General features: G+C 59.0%; 9 protein-coding genes. 8 read left to right on the top strand and 1 reads right to left on the bottom strand.

From position 1 onward, the window contains the following. Positions 1 to 153: 153 nt before the first annotated feature. The 6 genes from Enr13x_RS04030 (at position 154) to Enr13x_RS04005 (ending at position 16588) form a co-directional block, all read left to right on the top strand. Positions 154 to 3597 carry a DUF2339 domain-containing protein gene (locus tag Enr13x_RS04030; RefSeq protein ID WP_145384812.1) on the top strand — a complete coding sequence of 1148 codons (3444 nt, stop codon included), beginning with the start codon at positions 154 to 156 and terminating at the stop codon, positions 3595 to 3597. A gap of 5 nt (positions 3598 to 3602) precedes the next feature. Continuing rightward, on the top strand, positions 3603 to 8528 hold the full coding sequence (locus Enr13x_RS37680) for a GMC oxidoreductase (protein WP_197455766.1): 4926 nt from the start codon (positions 3603 to 3605) through the stop codon (positions 8526 to 8528). Continuing rightward, positions 8525 to 9889, top strand: a complete 1365-nt coding sequence (locus tag Enr13x_RS04020) for a hypothetical protein (RefSeq protein WP_145384811.1) — start codon at positions 8525 to 8527, stop codon at positions 9887 to 9889. The genes Enr13x_RS37680 and Enr13x_RS04020 overlap by 4 nt, the downstream gene beginning before the upstream one ends. Positions 9890 to 9892: 3 nt before the next feature. Then, a complete protein-coding gene (locus tag Enr13x_RS04015; RefSeq protein ID WP_145384810.1) occupies positions 9893 to 10969 on the top strand; it encodes a hypothetical protein in 1077 nt (358 codons plus the stop codon). A gap of 150 nt (positions 10970 to 11119) precedes the next feature. Continuing rightward, positions 11120 to 14962, top strand: coding sequence for a S8 family serine peptidase (locus tag Enr13x_RS04010; RefSeq protein ID WP_145384809.1), 3843 nt, complete (start codon positions 11120 to 11122; stop codon positions 14960 to 14962). Between the two features lie 9 nt (positions 14963 to 14971). Then, on the top strand, positions 14972 to 16588 hold the full coding sequence (locus tag Enr13x_RS04005) for an MBL fold metallo-hydrolase (RefSeq protein ID WP_145384808.1): 1617 nt from the start codon (positions 14972 to 14974) through the stop codon (positions 16586 to 16588). Between the two features lie 18 nt (positions 16589 to 16606). On the opposite strand, the gene Enr13x_RS04000 is transcribed toward Enr13x_RS04005, so the two are convergent. Beyond that, entirely contained in the window at positions 16607 to 16846 is a 240-nt protein-coding gene (locus Enr13x_RS04000; protein ID WP_231744075.1) for a hypothetical protein, read from the bottom strand. 949 nt (positions 16847 to 17795) lie between these two features. Between Enr13x_RS04000 and Enr13x_RS03995 the strand changes: the two genes are divergently transcribed. Both Enr13x_RS03995 and Enr13x_RS03990 read left to right on the top strand, forming a co-directional pair. Then, positions 17796 to 18581, top strand: coding sequence for a hypothetical protein (locus Enr13x_RS03995; protein WP_145384806.1), 786 nt, complete (start codon positions 17796 to 17798; stop codon positions 18579 to 18581). Positions 18582 to 18629: 48 nt separating this feature from the next. Then, a complete protein-coding gene (locus Enr13x_RS03990) occupies positions 18630 to 23714 on the top strand; it encodes a hypothetical protein (RefSeq protein WP_145384805.1) in 5085 nt (1694 codons plus the stop codon). Positions 23715 to 23717: the final 3 nt, after the last annotated feature.

The following is a 23717-nucleotide window of genomic DNA, read 5'->3' as shown; positions in this document are numbered from 1 at the left end:
CCCAGGTTTATCCATTGCCCCAAGCGGTTGCGACATGCGGTAGGAGATCGACGGCCTTCCCATTCGCTTCCGGGAGCCGTCTGTAGAAGCGTCGTGGTCGGTTGTCAGACTGGCATCAGTGATCTCTTCTCACTGTGCTCATGACATGACACCATGAAATCACCTTTTGCTTTTGCCTCGACCGCGCTCATCGTCCTCTGTCTTTGCACCGCGTGCACGCCCGTAAAGCAAACGCAAACCGACGACGCCAAAAAACGAGCCACCGCGGAAAACGTTTCCAACGATTCCGCGGCAGCCTATTTCACGTACCGCGACCCCGACCCGTACGACAACGATGACTCGCCGCACGTCCCCGACTTCTTTGCGGGGATGGACGCGATCAGCCGACCCGCGATGAAGACGGAAGACACAGCGGAGAAGGATCCCCGGCCGAGTGAATTTCCCGATCCACTGTTGGACCGGTCGCGAGACGACAACGGATCGCTGGTGCGGGCGGAGGTGACGGTCGAGCCGGCCGACCTGAACCTCAACGAGAGGATCGGCCGCAACACCTGGATGGCCTGGTGCGCCGGCAACGAAGGCTTTTGGGACTGGCTGTGCACCGACAGCCTGGGGTTCATCGATCTGTTGAAACTGGTCGACTCGCGGCGGCGGGCACAGCGGTTCGCCGAAACGGGCATGATCAACGAGCCCGGCATGGAGCAAGCCCGCTCGGCCCGTGAGGAAGAATTCGGTCTGTGGCTGGATTCACCGACCGATGATCGAGTTCGCCGTTGGCGACAGGCCTACGTCCGGCAGACCTTTGCGGCGATCGCGGCGGGCAAGCACAAATCGCAAGTCGGGCTCCAGCGACGCGCGCCCTCGGGCGGCTACGACGGGCCGCCGCTCTACACCGGTGCCCCGGACGCGTTCAAAAACGAAGGCTATCGCTATCCGTCGAGCTACCTTACCAACCAAGACGCTTCCTACGGTTCGGGCAATCAGACTGGCTACGCCGGTGACGCCCCATACCGGGCCGGTGGGGATGGCCAGTCCGAATCGTCCGAGCCGTCGCAGCGGTCGATCGACGACATCATCCCACCGCCCGATCTGTACGGTTTGTCCAGCGGCGTGATCGGTCTGCGGTTGTTTCCCAATCCATACTTCGACGCCGCGGCCCAGGCCCGCTGGCAAGCGGAGCGCTTTTACAACGACGATTCTTTCTACAATGACCCGACTTTGGTCCGGCCGTATCGCGTCGGGATGAGCTGCGCGTTCTGCCATGCGTCATTCCACCCGCTCGAACCGCCGCGCGACGTGAACAATCCGCGTTGGACGAATCTTTCGGGCAACATCGGCGCGCAGTACCTGAGCATGCGGGCCACCGTCGGCGGCCAGTTGACGCCCGACCAATTTGTCTACCATCTCCTAGAAAGCCAACCGCGTGGCACGATCGACACCTCGTTGATCGCATCGGACAACATCAACAATCCCAACACGATGAACGCGGTGTTCGGGCTGCCGCAACGCGCGATCCTCTCGTTCTATAACCCGCAAGAACGTCTGTCCAACGAAAGTTCTCGGCTGCCGTCGTTGTGGAAGCACCCCAACCCGGATCGCCCCGGCGACGGCGAGGATGTGGTTCCCCCGGAGTGGGTCCAACGGGCGGAGGAACTCGACCTGGTCGACCAAGTCGTGCATTCCAATGACAACCCGCGCCACGTGCCACGCATCCTGTTGGACGGATCCGATTCGATCGGCACCTGGGGTGCACTGGCCCGCGTTTATCTGAACATCGGCAGCTACTGGGAACAATGGAACCAGTTGCATCAAGTCGTCATCGGGTTGGACGATCAAAAACCGTTTCGATTGGCCGACTGCGAGGAGTACTCGGTTTATTGGAATGCGACCGAGCAGCGTGTGCCGGGATTGCGTGACTACTTTTTAAAGATCACGCCGACGATGCCGTTGCTGTCCACCGCGGGCGGCGAAGCGCGGATGGAGCCGATCAGCGACGAGCAAGAGGCGCGATGGAAACGTCAATCCGAACGCGAAAAACGTGACGTTGAATCGCTGTCGGCTGCCGAGCGGGCCAAACGCATCGACGTCCGCCAACTCGCCAGGGGCAGAAAGGCCTTCGCCCGCAACTGCATCGTCTGCCATTCCAGCATTCAACCCGAAAGCACCGCCGCGATCGTCAAAGCGTTTCCGACGAATGCTGATTTCGACGCCTTGGTCGCCAAACGCCTGGCGGTTCGCAACGCATCGCAGATCAACGGTGAGTTTTGGGAACACGACCCGGCGCAGTGGCTGGACGATCCGAGCTATCAAGCGTGGGCCGAGGCGATTGTCGAGGAACCGACGTTCTGGACCGAAAACTATCTTTCGACCGATTATCGCATCCCCGTCAACCTGGTCAAAACCAATGCGTCGCGTGCGATGGGGACCAACGGCATGACCGGCCACATGTGGGAAGACTTTGCGTCGGAGAGTTATCGCGAACTGCCATCGCCCGGCGAGATCGAATTCTTCAATCCCTACGAGGGCGATGAAGGAACGATGCAGTCCTTCTCGCCGCGACACATCAATCCGGGCACGGGCAAGCGCGACGGGGGTGGCGGACCGGGCTACTATCGCGTGCCAAGTTTGATGTCGATTTGGGCGACCGCGCCGCTGCTGCACAACAACAGCCTGGGCCTCTACAACAATGACCCCTCGGTCGACGGTCGGTTGGCCGCGTTTGACGACGCAATCCGCAAACTGCTGTGGCCCGAAAAACGTCTCCAGAGCAGCAGCTACAACGACGCCACGCCGGAACGGCTGCGGCGCGACCACGGATTGATCTGGCGAACGACGGAGAAATCGTACTTGCGGGTCGATGCGAAACGCGTGCCCGGGTTCGTCTATCGATTGCCCTTCGTCAAAACACTGCACCAATCTCCGCGTCTGATGTGGCTCCGTTCGGTCCATCCGCTCTGGCTGCCCGGGGCGATCTTTCTTGGCGGTGCGCTGATCATTCTGTTGGTCAGCCGCATTGAATCGAAACGCTTGGTCGCCTATCTGATTGTCGCCATCGCGATCGTCTTGGCGGCCGTGCTGTGGTGGGCCAGATCCTACAGCGGCGTGCAATGGGCGGCCCCGCTGCGGAACGTGTATCCCTGGCTGCTGCCGGTGCTGACGTTGGTCGCCGTCGCGCTGGTGTTGTGGTTGCCCCTGTCGCGCCGCGTGGCCCGCTGGTGCGGCTACGGGCTTGTTATCGCCGCTCTAGTCGTCAGCGGACTGGTGTACTTCAAAGCCGGCCGTCTGGGCGATGTCAACATCGGACCGATTCCCAAGGGAACACCGGTGAACCTGCTGGCCAACTTCAATCCCGAAGCGGAATTGGCCACACAAAAGGACAGTGTCGCAACGCTGATCGCCGGGCTTGCCGAAATCGAATCGCGGCACCTCAAGCCGGACGCAGCCGATCGAGTGATGAAGGACAAGATTGCTCCGGCGCTGATGGCCGTCAACAAATGCCCCGACTTCGTCATGGACAAGGGGCACTATTTCCCCTGGTTCGACTCGATGACCGACGAAGACAAGAACGCGTTGATTGAGCTCCTCAAGACACTGTGACCACCATGAGCGACGAACAGGCGAACGACACCCCCGACGGTTTTGATTACATCATCGTCGGTTCCGGCGCCGGTGGTGCGCCGCTGGCATCCCGGCTCGCCAAGGAAGGGAAAAAGGTGTTGGTGATCGAAGCCGGATCCAACCACACCCATCGGGGGCCACGTGACGGCGGAAACGAAGTCTCGCGGGTGCCGTTGTTGCACGGAGCCTCGAGCGAACATCCCGATCTGTCCTGGCGGTTCTTCGTCGACCACTACCGGCACAACGACGCGGGGCAGCTTTCCGATCAAATCGACCGGGACCCCAAATGGCACACGCCGGATGCCAACGCCGGTGAAAACGAGACCCACGAAGGCATCTTTTATCCCCGCGCCGCGGGCATCGGCGGCTGCACGATTCACAACGCGATGATCACGATCGCCGGCCCCGAATCGGACTGGGACGATCTGGCGGAGCTTCTGCAGGACCCGAGTTGGAATGGCCGCCAAATGCGAGCCTATTTTCGTGATTTGGAACACAACGACTACCAACGTCCCCCCGATCGCAGCCGCCAGCGGAAATGGCGTCACCAGTGGCGCTATGTTTGGAACAGCCTGCGGTTTCTCCGCGGTTCGCGTCCCGACCCGACCGGCGGACGGCATGGTTTTCGGGGATGGTTGCACACCAGTTTCACCGACTTGTCGATCGGATTGCACGACCGGCAACTCGTCAAAATGCTCAAGGCGGCACTCTGGGTCTCCAAATGGGAGGGTCTGGACAGCGCCTGGTCTTGGACGCGAACGCTGCTGAAAGGTCGTGTCCGGCAATCGCTGGACCCGAATCACTGGGAAACGCAATCCAACAGTCCCGAAGGCGTGGTGTTGATCCCGACGTCGGTTTATGGGGGTGACACCACGATTCACCAAAACCGCGGCACGCCCTACGCGATGCTGGGACGCCGCAGCAGCCCACGCGAACGGTTGCTCGAAACGGTCGCCCAGCACGGCGACAAACTGACGATCTGGACCGATTGTTTGGTCACCAAAGTGATCTTGGAAGGTGACCCGCCGACCGCCGTCGGTGTGGAACTGCTGCGCGGGGAACGGTTGTATCGCGCCCATGTCGATCCGAATCAACAACCCGGACAAGCGGATTCCGTCCGGGTCCGCGCCGGCGGCGAAGTGATCCTCTGTGGCGGTGCCTTCAACACGCCGCAGTTGTTGATGCTGTCGGGGATCGGTGACCCCGAGATGCTAAAAAACATTCACGATCCCCGCCGCCCGGGACAGGACAACCAATCGATTCCGTGCACGGTCCCCTTGTCCGGTGTCGGCAAGAACCTGCAGGACCGCTACGAGGTCTCGATCGTCAGCCAGATGAAAAAGGACTTCAGCTTGCTCGAGGGGGCGACGTTTCAGGTGCCCGCCGACCCCGACGCCCCCGATCGCCATCTTCGACAGTGGCGCGAAGAAGGCACGGGGCTGTACACCAGCAACGGCGCGGTGCTGGGAATTTTTAAACGATCGCGACCCGACCTGGCCAAACCGGACTTGTTCATTTTTGGGGTTCCGTCGGAGTTCCGCGGCTATCAGCCCGGTTACTCGCGGATCGATGATCACGACCGATTCACCTGGGTGATTTTGAAATCGCACACCCGTAACCGCGAGGGCGTTGTGCGGCTGCGCAGCGTCGATCCGCTGGACACCCCCGAGATCAATTTTAATTATTTCGGAACCGGGTTGGATCTGCGCGAGCAATCCAGCGCCACGGACCCCGACCTCCGCGCGATCGTTCACGGCGTCAAATTCGTCCGCAAGATTCTACGGTCGGCGCGGTCTGTGGTTGCCCAGGAAATCCATCCGGGCCGGCAATTCGACAACGACGCGGCGGTGAATGATTGGATTCGGCGTGACGCCTGGGGACATCACGCCTGTGGGACCTGCCGGATGGGGCCCGACGGTGACAACGGCGCCGTTCTGGATAGCCGGTTTCGCGTCCGCGGGGTTGCCAACCTGCGCGTCGTGGATGCGTCGATCTTTCCAAGCATCCCGGGCTACTTCATCGTTGCCAATATCTACATGGCGAGCGAAAAGGCGGCCGACGTGATCTTGGAAGACGCCAAGTGTTCGGGGAAACAAGACAGCGTTGACTACCCGCACCGGCTGCGCGAGAAAGAAGCCGAACTGATCAAGCAGCGTCGCGAGCAAACCGAGTTCGTTGCCACCGCAGATGAACCAACCGCTGAAGAATCAACCGCTGAAGAATCAACCGCTGAAGAATCAACCGCTGAAGAGTCAGCCGCAGAAGAATCAACCCCAGCAGAGTCATCGGAATCTCCGGCGATCGACCGTGCGAGTGGATTCGCGCCGCCCTTGGGAGAGCAGGGGCAATGGAGTAGCGATGTGACCGGATTGGCGCTTTCCGGCGGTGGCATTCGCAGCGCGACGCACGCGTTGGGTGTGTTGCAGAGCATGGCCCGCAAGCGTTTGTTGCGACGTATCGATCTGATGTCGACGGTTTCCGGCGGAGGCTACATCGGTTCATTTCTCGGTCGATGCTTCGATCGTCTGCGGCCGGAAAACATCCGCAGCGCGGGAGGGTTACAATCGACTCCGCCGGCAGACCTTGTCGAACAGACGCTCAGTTCGTCGCAATCGCCCGCGATGGAGTGGTTGCGCAGCCACGGCAACTACATCGCCCCCAATGGCCCCGGCGCGATACGGCTGAATTTTGCCGTGTTCGTACGCAACCTACTCAGTCTGCATCTGGTCGTCGGTCTGGCCATCGTGACGCTATTCAGTCTGGCCAATCTGATTCGTTACGGCGGGCTGGATCAATTCTGGGGTCTGACCGGCTTGCTGGACCTGGGCGAAATGCCAATCGGCCATCTGCTGCAATCGTTGGCCGGACCGTGGCTGAGCCCCTGGTTCATCCTGGTGGAACTGTTGCTGTTGTTTCTCGTCTTGCCGCGGATCATTGGCTATTGGATCGTCTCACAAGACGAGCACGAATCGTTCAAGGCGATCCCGATGGTGATCCTGTTTGCGGTCGCGGGCGTGTTGTTGTGGATCGGCGTCACCAATGGCCTTCGACTCGAGCCGTTGCTGCTGGGGCTGGCGATGTTCTCATCACTGGGGCAAGTGGAATTGGCGTGGCGGCGTGGACGCGAGCGCGAAGCGGCAACGGGTTCGGGCGGCGTCGAAACGCAACGTCTGCGGACACGGAACTATTTGACGTACGACCTGGGGCTTGCGTTGGCGCTGACCGGTGCGGCGTTGTTGTTCGCGCTGATCGATACGTTGGGACACGGCTTGCAGGAATGGGCATTGCAAGGCAGCATCACGTACGCCGAAGCGTTCGCGTCGCTCGGAGCGGCGATCATGGCGATCATTCCCATCATGCGATGGCTGGCCGGTTTTTTTCGCGAGCAAGGCGCCGGCGGCCCCCCCTCGACGCTCAAACGCATCCTGTTGCGCGACATGACGGCGGGATTGTTGGCGGTGATTCTGTTCACGGTGCCGCTGGTCGCGTACTCGTTCGCTTCGCATGCCTTGTTCCAGGGCGGCATGACGTTTGGGCTGGGGATCGCCGTGACCGCCGGGACGTTGGCGTTGACCGTCTTGCTGGCGCTGCCCAGCACGCTCACCTTCGTCAATCGTTCGTCGCTGTCGCAGACCTATTCGGCGCGGTTGGCACGCGCCTACTTGGGGGCGTCCAACCCCGCGCGACATCGCCCCGACGGGATCAATGTGACCGAAGTCATCGAGGGAGACGACGTGGCTTCGATTCGCGACTACCGCCCCCATGAAGCCGGCGGGCCGTTGCATTTGATCAACGTCACCATCAACCAAACCGTCGACTTCGGTTCGCGTCTGCGGAAACGTGACCGCCAGGGGTTGAACATGGCGGTCAGCTCGCTGGGCGTTTCGGTCGGCGAACACTGGCACAGCGAGTGGACCGAGGCGTCGCATGCCGGTCGGTCGGGGGCGCGGAAAGTCCCCGCCGGGCTGGATCCGATCGGCAAACAACCCGGCCGTGCGCACCCCTTGGTCGACCAGATGAACCGCGCCGCCGATCGTGCCGAAATGCTGTCGCTGCGGCAATGGATCGGAATTTCTGGGGCGGCAATCGATCCCGGCCGCGGACGCACGACCCACCTCGGCACGGCGCTGTTGATGGGCATGTTGAATATGCGAACGGGACACTGGTGGGACAGCGGGATCTCCGCGGCCGACCGGATCGGCTGGCCGGTCCTGTCGCCGATGCGCCGTTTTCTGTATCTGATCCCGCGCTGCTTCGGGACGCAATCGCTGCTGATCTCCGAATGGATCGCCCGTTATCCCGGCCCCTGGGAACGCTTTTGGCACATTTCCGATGGAGGCTATTTCGAAAATCTGGCCGCGTACGAACTGATTCGCCGCCAAATCCCACGCATCATTCTGTGCGACGGCGGTGCCGACCCGAACTACGAATTCGAAGACTTCGCGGAGTTGGTCCGCAAGGTGCGAATCGACTTCGGGGCACGGATCGAATCGTTGACCAGCGCGGAATTGGACGCCTTGGTGTCCGACGGCGTGATTTCACAAGCGACACGCGATCACCTGGACACCGTTGACGAGCTTCATCCCGCCGCCGACGGCAGCGGAAACCCATCGGGGCCTTCCCAAGCACACGCGGCGTTGTGCTGGATTCACTACCCGAACGCGCCCCAGACCAACCGATCGTTGCTGCTGTATGTCAAAGCCAGCCTGACCGGAGACGAACCCGACGACGTCCGCAACTACCATCGAACCCACCCGGAATTTCCGCATGAATCGACCGGTGACCAATCCTTCGATGAAGCCCAATGGGAGAGCTATCGGAAACTGGGTGAACACGCCGGATCGTCGCTGTTTGCCAGTGATTGGTTTTGGAACGTTCCATTGCCGCCCAGCGACGGAGAACCGGCATGATCAGATCCCGATTCCTTTGCAGTCTGCTCCTGGTCTTGCTGCCGTTTGCCGCCGCCGCGTCGGACCACGCCGATCCGATCGATGTGCTGAATCGTCAACGCCAGGAGCGTGCGCTGACGGATTTGTTCGTGTTCCCCGTCAAGGCTGACGGCACGCCGGCGTTTCCGTTTGAGCGTGAAGCCAAGTTGCCGCTTCACGATCCCTTGGCCGATGTCGTGCGTGAACCACTCAGCGACGAACAGCGCCGACAGATCGATTCGCTCGTCTTCATCCTCTGCGTCCGCCGTCAATTGACCGACTCGACGACGCTCAAACTGGAACCGTACACCTACAAAATCAACATCGACTACCACAGTTTGGTTAAGTTCCCGAAACGGACCGATGCCGACCCAAATTCCGAAGCCGGGGCGTCGTCCGCGACAGCGCCGCCAACGGCTCCGACGGCGGATGACCACGGGCATGCCCACACGAAGAACAAGCTGTCGATTGTCGAAGCCTTCGCGCGGTACGGCGGAAGTATCCCGCATCCCGAAAAGATCAAAGAAGACATCGTGATCGAGTTCCGGCTCAACGACGATGGCAGGCTACAGCCGGGTTACCCGCGTTTTTCGCAACCAAAGAACTTGGACGTCGACCTCCGTCCGGACGCAGGCATCCACGACGATCCGTTCATTTTCCCTGCGTTTTTCGGCACCAACATCGTTGCCATGCAGGTCCGTCTGCCGATCAGTGTGTTTCCGAACGACCGCACGAATTTTTTGATCTGGGCAACCTCGCACAAGGGTTCCGGCGGCCCGATCGATCACGTCGGTCGATCCCTGCGGACCCAGAACCCTCGGTTCGAACTGCTCAACACCTTGCACCCCAGTCGACACGTCGCGGCGATCACTGAGGAACACAATCATCCCAGTTTGATGCGGGACATTCTGTTGCGTCTCAACTTCGGATCGCTGTTTGCCTATCGGAGTTGGGACTTTGTTCCCGATGTGATGTGCTACTCGACAATTTACCCGGTCGGGTTTCCCAACGGCCGACTGTTGACCGATGACGTGGCGGCGATCCTGGCCCAGCACGGCGACACGTTGTTGTATGAACTGTCGTTTCAAGATGATCGTTACCGCTGGCCACGGCAGACCACCAATGACGGACGCAGTGACGGATCGGAAACGTTTCTTTCGAAGGCACCGTATTTGTTGCCGGCTAATCCGCAGCGTGCCCAACCGCCGCCATTGCGGCTTTCCACAGCGAGCATCGTCAAGTTGACGTTGATCGTCATCGCGCTGCTGTCGCTTTGGGCGTTGTCCCTATGGCTGTTTGCCCGCTGGTACTACCGTCGTCAAATCCGCCGCAGGTACTTGTAGGTCATGAAATTTGACAGCGACCATCTCGGACCGCAAGGCACCGATGCGGACGACAAAGACGACGCCGGATCACGCTATGCGGACGTGAAAGCCGCGCTGTTTCACAATGCCTACTACCTGACATGGGGCGACCAGGGTGAACCAGAGCTGCCTTGCTATGCGGTGACCTTGGGGCGGATCTTGCGTGGCATCTTGCCACGTGGTTTGCCCTGGCAACTCAAAGCCGCGGCAGAACGCACTGTTGATTCGGGCGCCGACCTGCGTTGGGGTACCGACCGTCGCGGGTTCCGACGGCTGCTGCACCCCAACGGCGTCTGTCTGTTCGGACGCTGGATCATTGATGCCGAAAGTGACTTTAGCGGCTACTTTCGCCCAGGCAGCGAAGCATTGATTGTCGCCCGCTATTCGACTTGCTGTACCGAATCGAGGCGCGGTTACACGCGTTCGCTTTCGCTGGTCGGCAAACTGTATCCGACCACCGATCCGGATCACGCCGATCCGCTGCGCACCGCCAACTTCATCACCCAAGAAGACCTGGGGGGCGAACGAACGCTGTACATCAATGATGCCGAATTGCGGAACGCCCCCGACGTGACGCCATGGCGACGCGGCTGGGGAACGCCGATTCTGCTGATCAGCGGTCTGCTGTTCAAATTTGTTGATGTCGAACCGGCGATCCGCCAATTGCACAGCATCGCCGAACTGGGCAAGCCGGCGGACGAACCGACACGCACGCCGGCCTTCATGCGATTGACGGTCCCTGCGGATCAGCCGCGCATCGAGGGTGACGGATTGGATTTCCGTGACGAGATTCTGGAACAACTTTATGACCGCGGCAATTCCGCATCGACCGGGCGAAAGCTGATCTTCAACATCGATGTCACCAACCAAGGAAAACGTCGCGGTCTGCTGCGGCAACGCTGGCGGTTCGACAACTGGCAACGGATCGGCAGGATCGAATTCGACGAAGCCGTCGCATCCTACAACGGCGACTTTGTCGTTCATTTCCATCATCCCGCATGGCGCACCGACCGCAACGATCCGAACACGACGCGGCGGGCAGCACCCCCAACCCGTTGAGCACTCCCTGCTATCACAAACGGCAAGCCGAAAAAGCCGTCGATTAAGAAAGCTTCCCCCCATGCACTCTACTAGAATTGCCACCACGTGTGCACAGGCAAAACGGATGCTCGTTTCGATCCATCGCCAACCTCTCGGATGATCTGACCCATGAGTGACTCGTCGAAATCGCCGATCAATGGTTTTCTGATGCGATTGCCCGCGGCTGCATCGGGCGCACTGGCCGCTTCGGGGGACGCGTTGAAACCGGCCGGCAACAAGTTTGAATTCGAGCCGCTGTTTTCAACACCCGCTTCGAACCTCGGTCTCGCTGCCGACGGCGGCGGCGGCAAGGACTGGATCCTGGCGCGGCCCAAGGAGTCCCTCGATGGCGGCAACCCTTGGGACCTGGTGCACGAGACGCGTGAAATGATGGCCGGCGGATTGGGGCTGGCTTCGGGAGCGACCCCCGACCTGATCGAACCGGATCTCTGGCAAGACTGGCTGCCGACGATACCTGGTCAACCGGAGGCTCTGGCCGCGGCGGGTGACGTTTGCGCGTTTGAGGACCAAAATCAAGAGCTGCCCGGCCGCCGGGGCGAGTTCGCGTGGCACTTGGATGACAGGTTTTCCCAGTTGGCCGGTGCGCGTGATCTGGTCGGTTCGGATGCGGCGATCGTGCGCGTCGCGCATTTGGATACCGGCTATGACCCCGATCACCAAACCCTTCCATCCGACTTCATCGAAAAGCGACTTCAACGAAACTTCATCGACGGCGATTCACCCGACGATGCGCGCGACCCCGGCAACACCGGCCCGCTGCGAAACCCCGGCCACGGCACGGCGACACTGGCCCTGCTTGCCGGCGGACGTTTTCAGTTCAACGGCGCGGGGTATCACTTCGATGGCCTGCTGGGAGGAGCACCCCAGGTCCGTGTCGTACCGGTGCGCGTCGGCAATTCCGTCGTCCAACTGACGACCAGCAGTGTCGCCCGAGGGATTCAATACACGGTCCAGCTGAGCACGAAGAAACGCACCCGCGTGCACGTGATTTCGATGAGCATGGGCGGGGTCGCATCGCAAGCTTGGGCGGATGCCGTCAATCAGGCCTACGAAGCCGGGATCATTTATGTGGCGGCGGCGGGCAACAATTTTTCGGCGGGCTTTTTCGGAGTCCCCACGCACCAGATCGTATACCCCGCGCGGTTCCGACGTGTCATCGCGGCCTGTGGCGTGATGGCCAATCGCAAACCTTACTACGACCTCAGCTTCGGCACGATGCAGGGCAATTGGGGGCCGCGATCGAGTATGGCCACGGCGATCTCGGCCTACACTCCCAACGTTCCCTGGGCTCGAATCGGTTGCAACGAACTGGTGAACATGGATGGCGCCGGCACTTCGTCGGCGACGCCGCAAATCGCAGCCGCCGCGGCGCTTTATCTGCAAGTCCACGCGGAGGAGTTGTTCGATGCGCAACGCTACCCCGAGCCATGGATGCGCGTCGAAGCGGTCCGCCGGGCGCTGTTCTTGTCGGCCGACAAAACCGCCGACCGGGGCCGCAGCGAAAAACTGGGCAACGGATTGCTGCAAGCGATGACGGCGTTGGAAATTGCACCGGCAACCCCCACCACGCTCCGCAAGACGCCCGCCGACTCCGCCGGGTTTCCGTTTCTGAACGTCCTTTCTCGACGCGGCCTTGCCGATTCTCCCGAAGACCAGATGGTTCAGCTGGAAGCGACTCAGTTGATCCAACACTGGGAAAACACTCAACAGATCAATCCGCTGGAAAGCGCCGTCGAGGATCCCGATCGCCCGGCGGAGGACGTGTCACCCAACCAGATCATCGACTTCATGGAACGCGTTCGCGAGCATCCCAAGGCGTCCAAGGTGCTCAAGGCCAGGGCCAACGAGTACTTGGATGCGACGGTACGAACACCCAAAACGCCGAAGCGGCCGACTGAAACGGTGCCGCCAGACGAGTTGCCGCCGGGAAATCTGCCGCCGGGAAATCTGCCGCCGGGAGAATCACTGCCGGGAGAATCGCTGCCGGACAAAGCGTCTGAAACCACTCCGTCGCTCGGCAGTTTCACGCCGCCGCCCCCGCCGTTTCGATCCCTGCACGCTTATGCCGTCGACCCGAGTCTGGCAACGTCTTTGGAGACGGCGGAGATCAGCGAAGTCACACTCAAGCTGCCCTGGGAACCGCTCAAACCCGGACCGGTCGGCGAGTACTTGGAAGTGGTCGATGTTGATCCGCCCAGCGGCTGCGTCTATGAGCCCGTCGACCTGGACGCCCCGGCGTTGCTGGCGCAAGACGGATTGCCGCCGTCGGAAGGATCGCCGCAGTTTCATCAGCAAATGGTCTATTCGGTTTGCAGCCTGACGATCAACCACTTTGAGCGCGCTCTGGGACGCAAGGCATTATGGCGACCGGGACCGCCGAAGCCAGGCGTGCATCCCAAAAACGACGCCCACTATGTCGGTCAGCTACGTGTTTATCCGCATGCGTTGCGCGAGGCGAATGCCTTTTACTCGCCGTCGAAGATCGCCCTGCTGTTCGGCTACTTCAACGCCTCCTCGGATCACCCCGGCGCCCATTTGCCGGGCGGACGGATCTTCACCTGTCTGTCGCATGACATCATTGCCCATGAAACCACGCACGCCTTGCTGGACGGCATGCACCGCCAGTTTCTCTTGCCCAGCAACCGCGACGTCCATGCCTTTCATGAGGGATTCGCCGACTGCGTTGCGATGCTGCAGCACTTCACGTTTCCCGAATTGGTCACGCACCAGATCGCCAACACGCGCGGGTCGATCGACGCGCAAGAAAACTTGCTGGTGCAATTGGCGTCGCAATTCGGACACGCCACCGGCCGGCGGATGGCCCTCCGCGACGCGATCGGAAAGGTGGGGGAAAAGGGGTGGCAATTGCGCGAGCCTGATCCGCAAGAATATGAAACCACCCAAGAGCCCCACGCCCGTGGCCGCATCCTCGTTTCGGCGGTGTTCGATGCCCTGTTGTCGATCTACAAACGCCGAACCGCCGATCTGCTGCGATTGGCCACCGGCGGCACCGGCATCCTGCGGCCAGGTGCGATCCATCCCGATCTGGTTCAGCGTCTGACGCGTGAGGTAACGCGTTCAGCCCAGCATGTTTTGACGATGTGTATCCGCGCCTTGGATTACTGTCCCCCGACCGACATCACGTTCGGCGAGTACTTGCGCGCGATCATCACCGCGGACCATGACCTTGTCGCCAACGATGATTTGGGTTACCGGGTTTCGTTCATCGAAGCGTTCCGGCGGCGCGGCATCTATCCCCCGGGCATCCGCACGCTAAGCGAAGGGAGTTTGAGGTGGCGATCGCCGGAATCGGAAGACCCGATGCCGTCCAAGATGCTGTTGGACTACCTAAAGGAATTGCGTGGCGCCGGCTCCGATCACCTGTATGCCGAATCACGCAAAGAAATTTTTGATCTGCAACGCGAGATGCGTTACCAGCTTCATGCATGGCTCAGCCGGCACTTCGAATCCGGAGCGGATGCGCAGCGTGATGCCCGATTCCTGGGGCTCGATCCGGAGAAGTCCTTCGAAGTCCATTCGGCACGGATTGCGTACCGCATCAGCCCCGACGGCGGCATGTTGCCCCAATTGTTGATGGGGCTGTTGCAGACGACCACACAGCCGGTGGACCCCAACGACCCGCACGGTGACACGATGTCGTTTGAAGGCGGTTGCACCGTGGTCGCGGATCTGCGGGCCAACAACGTGCGTTACTGCATTCGCAAGAGTCTGCAGAGTCCGACGCGGTTGGAACGGCAACAGGCATTCGCGCTGGGCGAATACGATTCCTTGCAAGCGACGTACTTGGGCGCCCGTTCGCTCAACAAGGAGTCGCCCGCACAAGATGATCAGTCGTCCGCGCATGACGATCAGTCGTCCGCGCATGACGATCAGGCGTCTGTACGTGACGATGAGCCGTTCGCACTCCTCCACCGTGGTCCATCCCTCTAGGCAACTCTCATGGCAAAACGCAAATCAGCCAGTAAGAAAGTCAAAACGCCGTCGCAGGCCTCGACCAAGACAGGACGAAGCAAACGCAAGAGTGCAAAACGCAAGCGCGTGACCCGAAAAGCTGCCCAAGGGAAGACGTCAAAACGCAGGTCCACGAAACGCAAGAAAACACCAACGCAACCCGACCTGCCCGCCGTCCGCGTGCGGATGTTTCGCCAGGGGCTCGGGGACAGTTTTCTGGTGACGTTTGATGTCGGCGGCGACGAGCGTCACATGCTGATCGATTGTGGCACGCTGGGCAACAAGAACTCCGGCGTCAAAACGAACGACATCGTCAAACACCTCGAATCGACGATTCTAGACAACGGTCGGCTAGACGTCGTGGTCGCGACACACGAGCATCAAGACCATCTGTCCGCGTTCCGGACCAAGGCGATGAAAGCGTTGGTCGGCAACGTCGATCACGTCTGGTTGGCCTGGACCGAAGACCAAGATGATCCGGATGCAAAAACGCTCGTCAAGTACAGAAACGATTTGGGCAAGGCGTTGGCGGAGATCGCTCTGGCGTTACCCGAGACCGAGGTCGGCAAGCAAGTCCATGACTTGATGGGGTTTGCCGGCGAACCGTCCGACGATCCGTTGGGCTTTGCCAAGACCGTCAACGAAGCGATGGAGTTCGTCCGTAGTGGACTTGGCGTCAAACCGACCTATCACAACCAGGGAGATCTGATCGAAGCCGACTGGTTGCCCGGCTTTCGAATTTATGTGCTCGGACCTCCCCGCGACAAGGAACTGCTCAAGGATCTCGGCAAGCACGGCAGCGACGAACTGTACGGCCTGATACGTGCGGCGAAGTTGAACGCAGCGACCGCGGCAAGTCCGGCGTCGGCTGCCGACGAAGAGGCATCGGAAATGGAGCAGCCGTTCGATTCGCGATTCCGTCTTCGCGATGAAACGCAAAAACATCAATTGTATCCCAGCTACTGCGATGCGAAGCAGCACTGGCGATCGGTCGACGACGGCTGGATGAACGCGGCCACGCATTTCGCACTCCAGCTCGACAGTCTGACCAACAACACCTCGTTGGCGCTTGCGATCGAGCGGATCGCCGACGGAAAGGTGTTGCTGTTTCCCGCCGACGCCCAGCAAGGAAATTGGCTGTCCTGGCATGACCCGGAACTGCATTGGTCCGTCACCGACGCGGGCGGCGCGGTTCGCAAGGTGACGGCCGCGGACCTGCTGTCGCGAACCGTTTTTTACAAGGTGGGACACCACGCCAGCCACAACGCGACGGCCCGCGGCCAGGGCTTGGAACTGATGGCCAACGAAGACGAATTGACGGCCTTCATCCCGGTCGATCGCAAGCTCGCGCTGTCCCGCAACCCGAAGGGATCCTGGCAAATGCCCGCCCGACCGCTGTACGTTCGTCTGCTGCAAAAATGCCAAGGCCGCGTCGTCCGAGCCGACACCGGCTGGGCGGCCCCAGCCAAGTCAAACGACGAGACGGAGGAAGCACTGCGTGACCTGGCCGACGACGCGCAATGGACCAAGTGGAAAAAATCCCAAACCACCGCCAAACACATCGACACAAGCAACAAGCTGTTCGTCGAGTACACACTGGAATAGACGTGTCGTGCGAGAGCTTCATCGAAGTGGGTCACGCAGTATCGCCATCTTTTTGGCCAGGTGGCGCTGGACTCCCTTTTGCGCCGCCGGTGCTTTCGATCGCGCCGATTCGGGATTGCAGGCCATCTCGAGGATGGCCGGGACGATGTCGTCCCACATATTACCCTTGGACGTCTGTTCGGCCCAACGACAAACGATCGCCTGACTGGCACGCGCCAACTTTATCTTCTGCTGAGTAGCCCCAGACAAACCGTTCACGGTGAGTTTCCTGAGAACGAGTCTACCGTCTCTTTCCTGTCGAGGCGGGCTCAAACGAAAACCTGGAAAAGTCGGTAAAAACCTCACGAACGTTGTACTTTTCCTCTTTTCCCTCACAGGTGTTGCCGATCTCCCCCAAGTATGGAAACGCGTCCTTGAACTTCGACGCGTTTCCAATGCGGAGAATCCCATTCGTCGTCGCCCCGGAAAAGACTGAAGTCATGCAATGGAAGCGAATCATCGCTGCAGCGGGCCTCGTGATTACTTTGTCGATCGGACCGGTTGCTAATGCGGAACGTCTGTTCTGGAGTCGCGCCCGAGCATGTAATCAGTCGAGTATTCGCGGATACCGATATTCCGAAGACGAGCTGGCGAATTCTGTCTCCATTGATCTGATCAATTCTGTCGGTCAACCGGAGCTTGCAACATTGGCCGGTCCGGACGATTCCCGCACGACAGTCAGACGAAAGTCTTACTATCCAACTCGGCGAATGACTACGGTCGACGGACTGGCCGTTACCGGGATGGTTGTCCAACTTCGAGACAATGGCATGGTGACCAGCAGTTGCCACCTGGCATTTGATGGACGCGAAGAAGCCGCACTAAGGGGCACCAACGTCACGCTACGGCTTCGTGCGTACACGGGTGCGAACACAGATGATCGGGAGCAACTCACGATGATTTGGGAATCGGTCCAATCTACTTGGGTGTCAACTGGGCGGCCAAAGTCGATTCCAATCGTCCCCGTTTCCCAAGATTATCGAGTCCACTCGCGAAACACGGTGTACCCAATCGGCGCGATCGGACACGACCGAGAGACGCCTCTGCAGATTCGGGATCTTCGTTCCCGCCCCGACGCCGTACTTCGCGAACACTTCGATGCGATCGATCTTTTTGAGTTTGTTATCGAGAAGCAGACGGACCGATGATGTCTCATTACGGAGCAAGAATGATAAACCGTTGCGCCGCGATCGTTGCGTTATTGCTTGTAACGTTTGCCGGCATGCCATCCACTACGGCAATCGAACCGCTCTCCATCGGCCTGAATCAGTTGGTCGTCATCAAACCGGGAGCCCACGAACAAGGGCTTCCCGCTGTGCGATTGGAACCCGGCGACCACGACGGAACAGTTGTGGTTGACATCCCGCCGACTTTGCACGTTCATCGCTACTTCTACGACGGAGATCGAGAGTACCAAGGGCCGATCGTCGAAGGCGGACCCACGACGGTCGTTGCCAATCATCCCAAGACAGGAAAGCGGATGTATGTCAACGTTACACTCCCAGCCGGGGCTCCCACGATCGCGTATAGCGGATCAACGATCACGTATGTCTACCCGGACCGCCGGGTCCGGATCAAGTTCTGCCGAGGCGACACGGACGGTGTCGTGGTGGACTACTTTTCGGGACAAGGGGTGCGGCGGCGTGCCTCCGAAATGGTCGCGTCGGCGGTTCAGCGTTCAAAGTCTCTGCTTTCCAGATCGTCGACGCTTCAATCGGTGGCCGACGTCGCTGGCGAATCGAGGCAGACCGTCATGGGCGTTACCTCAGCGGCCGATTCGACCGTTTCAAAGCTGCTTGATGGGGCAAAGAGCCTGATGGACGCCTTCCCGGGCGTCACGCCGCTTAAGAGCATGGGCGACTCAAGCCAACAACAAGCCTACCAAGCACGACTCCGTGGGCTGACCCGCCAGCTTGACACTGAAATCGGTTCCGAGATTCGCACGAACCGGTAATCTCTTCGATACCAACACGCTTGCCGAAGTAACCCTAGCAGCAAAACCATGTTCAATACCCATGTGGTGATTAAATCGCTTGCTTCCTTGACGCTTGTCGTCGTCGGCGTGCTGGTCTTGCTGGGTCGAGGAAATGCACACCAAGGTCAATCCGGCCGTTCATCCGAAACGGAAGTCGTCGCAGTCGCAGGCAGTCCGCCCATCCTGCATCAATGGCGCGGTGCTGAAGGTGGAGCGGTGGCATCGGCCGACGACTCCCAACCGAACATGATTCGTCGCGCCGCGCACAACGAGGTCGGTCCGGGGCGTGTCATTCCTGTCAATGGCTGGTTGCCGTCAGGTTCCACCACGCGAAACGGCAATCAACTCGTCGCCGTTGCCAGTGCTGTAACGCAAGATTCACCGAATCCCCCGGCCCCAATTCCGACCACCGCGACCAACGAACCCGCCACAAATTTCAGCAGCTTCCAAATCCAAATCACAAAGAACGTCAATGATACGACCCCGCTCGATGAAGCAGCTCTCCAAACCCGGGCGGGACGCCTTGGCGTTGATTACCAAGACGGCAAAGTCAAACTCTCCATCGCTGTCGCGGGCACGGTAGCCGATACGATCGATACCGGCGTGATCGAAATTCGAAAAAAAGGCGGCTCTCGAGTGGCTGACCTGATTCAACTCCCCAAAACGGATTCGTCCGTTGTGGGGGACTTCGAACTCAGAGATATCCGCAATCAGGGCAAAGTGACCATCGAAGTCGTCGCCCTGTACGATAAGTTCCCTCGACCTGAGCTGATCAAGGAATTCACAATCGATGTTGACACGATCGGGCCCCAGCTCGTCAACGCGAAAATCGATGGGACGAATTCAATGGATGGTGTGCTGTTGGGTCCCAAAATTTTACTCGCGTTTTCCACCAACGACATCAAGAAGGAATCCATCACCGATACGAATCTGTACCGCATCGAGCGTTTCTCCGACAACAATTCGCTCAAGCAGGTCGATCTTAGCAAATCACCAACGCTGCAAACGATCTCCGTTCTTGGCGTCGAGAAGAAAGTGATCCAGCTTGAATTCGACCAACTCAATTACGGCGTCTACCGAATCACCATTCCGAAGGCAGATCAATCGGGTGACCAAGATCCGGCAAGACCCACGACGCCTGCAATCACAGATGAACACGGAAATGTCGCCGGTGGCAGCGGGCTTGTCGGGGCGGCACAAGAACAGATCGTGGAAGTTTACCCTCCGCGGCCCGCGGGCAAGCGTGTCGAGTTCCCTGAATTCTTACCCACGGCGCCGCAGCCAATCACCGAGCGTCGTATTAATCCCGCCGACAAGGTCGAGACCGCCGTCGTACGATTGTTTTATTTTCGCGACGCCCATCGCGTCGCCCAACTCGTCAACCGCAATGTTCGATCCCTGAATTATGCAGCGGTGACCCAGGCAGAACAACGGGCTTCCGACGCTCGAGACGATGCAGAACAATTGACCCTTCAGCGACGTGCTGCTGAACGCGAGGCCGCACGAGATGCCGAAGACCTTCGTCAGTCCGAGAATCGGTTGGAGGATGCGCGTCGGCGTGAAGCAAGCTTGAGCCGTGACAAAGCAGAAGCATTGCGTCAGAAGCAACGCAACGAAGAAGCGATCGAAATCCTCAAAGAACAACTCCGAGCACAACCCTCGCCAGCGGATCCTGGCCAGCCAGGGGATCCTTCGCCGACAGCAGATGAATTTGTAAGCAACCGCGATCCCGCATCGTTTAAGAATGCTTCATGGATGCTTGAAGGTGAAGAGGCGACGGCTGCCACCGAGCCAAGCGAACGCTTCGAAAACGCGCGCCCGAGTACACTCGAGTCACGAATCAACAGTCTGCTGAGGGCGAATGATCGACTGGACGCGCGGATCGGCGAGATCGAAGTGCTCCAGAAGCAGCAAATCGACATTGAAGGTCAGGTCAAAAGCTTGCGAAAGGACGCAAGAGCGTCCAACGAAGCGGCATTAAACCTGGCAGAACAGGAAGAACTTCAAAAGAAGAATCAATTTCGAGCCGAAGTTGCTGCCGCCCACGAAGATCCCGACACCTACGCTGCCGCGGAACTGTACACCGTTGACCCAGTCGCCCAAGTTTCCATCAGCGTGATCGGAGAGGGGCTGATCCAATTGCGAGGACCCAGCAAAGGAATCGACGCCATTCGCACAATGATCCACCAGATCGATGCCCCGGTGGGTCAGGTCAAGGTCGATGTCATCACCGTCCAGGTCAACGGTGAAGACGGTGCCAAAATGGAAAAGCCGGTTGGTAAGATCGATGCGCACTTGAAGATCTCACGCGGACTTGTCTCACATTCGCTGATGTTGCTTCGAAGCGCGGTTCAACAGGAAGCGACGCGAATTGCCATCGAAAGCGACCAGGGTGGTCACTATCAGATCGATCGCGACCGCAAGTACTTGTACGCGTTTTTTGGCCGCGACTTCATCGACGAACTCTACGAAATGGATTCGGAGTTTCTGAACAGCGAAAATAAGGTGTTGGGTCTGCACTCGATGGACACGATCAGTCTACATCAAGCGCTCTTTGTGCTTGCCCTGGCAAAAAACGATGTGCGTCAACGGATCCTCGCACAATTCATGATGATGGTCCGGAACGATTTGGTACAGGCGGAATTTAACCTCCGGCGATCCGCCGAAGTCTTTCCGCACAAGACTCGATTCTGGCTACCGCATCACACACGAGAGCATGCCGAACAGTGCTCAATCGAAGGCATCTCGCTCAACAACGTTCAACGCTATCATTTCACCCACGTGATGAATTTCTTTGGCGCAATGGAGCTGGCATGTGGAGGATTCGCCGGATACGAAGGCTCCAGCGACACACTCAATCCGATGCAGCGAGAATTTATCCGACTGGCCCAGATCTTCAAATCCCGTTTGGTGGCCGAACTGGAGTTGAAACAAAGATTGATCGAACGCACGATGATCGAAGACAACGTGCTCAATCAAATCAACGACGAGGAAGCCGCAGCGAATAGCTTGCGACCACGGGTCCTCGATTTGGCAAGAAGGACACAAGACGAACGTTTATCCGCGGCGCAGGACTTGGTGGAATCGAGGTTTAAAGGTCTGGGTGTGGGAGCTCAGATTCGGCGCAGCTTGGAAGTCGGAGAAGAGCGGGTCACCAATTTAATCATGCAGTGGAGTAAACAGGGCACAGGAACCATCAACTTGGCGCTTCTCGAAATACTAAATAGCCCGAGTCCGACCGTTGCAACAAGAATGAGCATCGAGGAGTTGCTCAAGCAAATACGGAGCACGAAGGTCCTTGCATCCTATGCTTCACCCCGGACCCGAAACCTTCAGAACTTACTTTCTGCGCTTGAGTCGCTTGAATCTCTGTCCCAACGCGCTCTTAATGCGAACGAGGGAGGTTGGCGGAGCATCCGGTCGGAGGTCTTACGCCAACCCGGCGTTCAGAATGACTTGGTCGCAGGTGCAAAGATCGTTTTTGACGAAACGAAGGAGTATTGGACGAAGGTGGAAAAAGCGTTTTCGAAGATGAGTGCCGCCGCCGAACCGTCGAATCTCGATTTTGAGACATTGAGCCGCAACTATGAAGACTTGAAAGAGTTGGAAAAGATGCTACTCGATCCCGATCCTCACGAAGTGAGCATCTTCGATATCGCCGATACCATTTACGAGGACTCCCTGGAGCTTGCCAAAGTCGAAGCTCAATACGAAAACGCCAAAGAGTTTCTTCGGCAAACGCGAAGTTCGTTGGAACGTCGCAAACTGCTCGATTTTCTGATCCAAGAGCAGGAAGAAAAAGTCATCGATCTGCTCGAAGGGACTCGGGCGCGAATCGCCGCCATGGACGGTTACCTCAAACGCCTTTCGGTGGCCCTCGAAGATGATTTCCAAGTTCAATTTTATGATCCGGCGTTCGTTCGGATCCGCGGTGCCGCGCGGCACATGAATGTTACCTTTGGCCAGATTGAACGGACGTCGGTGCTGACCAACAACCGCGCGTTTGCGAAAGTCAGCCCCGCCGCGACGATGGAATTCGATCTTCCCAAACGCAATATCGCGATCGTCGAAGCGCTCGATGGTGCCAAGGCGATCGCCCAGGACTTTGGTCCGCTTTTGCAGGACCCGACTTTCCTGGCTGCGTTTCAAATGATGGGTGGCGCACCGTCAAACGGAAAGGTTCAAGACGTGCTTCCCGGTCTGCCCAGCTCGGGCGACGAACAGCAAATGGGTTTCACACAGGTTCCCGACCAACAATCAGGCGCAGCCCTTCAATCGCTCGTGCCTGATCCCAGTGTTTACAAGATCGAAACCGGAACGGGCTATGAAATCCGTCCGGTCATTCAACCCGACGGAATCTCCGTCGTGTACGACTTCAATTACATGTACACGACCAACGTTCGCGAACCGGTTCAAGCGGACGAGAAACACCTGGGACGGGTGAAGCGTCACTTCATTGACACACAAGTCCAAACGACCAGCTTTGAATTGCGTCGCGTCAGTCGTTACCAAGTCGCGCTCAAGACGGCGCGAACGTCGCAAGGCGTACCGCTTCTCCAAGACATTCCCGGCGTCGGGGCCTTGTTCCGACCGGCACCGAGTGCGGAATCCGCGATCCAGGAAAATATCATCCTGTCACAATCGGTGGTCTACCCGACCGTCTTCGACGTGATGGGATTACGCTGGGCACCCAGCGTTGTGGATCTCAATCATATCTCCGTCCGTGACAGCGAGCATGTCGTACGGGGACGCCAACAAACCGTCAAGAATTCGGTCTTTGAGAACACCACACGTACCGTCGATGACGTATTGGGTCTCAACAAGAAGGACTCTCGTTTCAACCGTCCCGATCTGTACCATCGCCAAACCGATCCTTCACCGTATCATCCGGGCGGGTACGTGCATCCCGAACTGGAACCGGACGACGATCCGAGTGGCCGCGGATTCATGCACCTTGATCGTCGACCGACCGAAATGCGAGACCCTCCCTACGACTATCGTCGCAGAGTGCCTCAGCAATTTGAAACGGAAACCTATTCTCCAGAGACTGTGCCGGCTCAAATCGATCATGCGGTTCCCGGATTTCAGCAGATGCTGTTGAACTCACCGTAAGCA

The sequence above is a fragment of the Stieleria neptunia genome, from assembly GCF_007754155.1.
Lineage (GTDB): Bacteria > Planctomycetota > Planctomycetia > Pirellulales > Pirellulaceae > Stieleria > Stieleria neptunia.
Note: the sequence above shows the minus strand (reverse complement) of the source record. Positions and strands in the feature narration are given on the sequence as shown.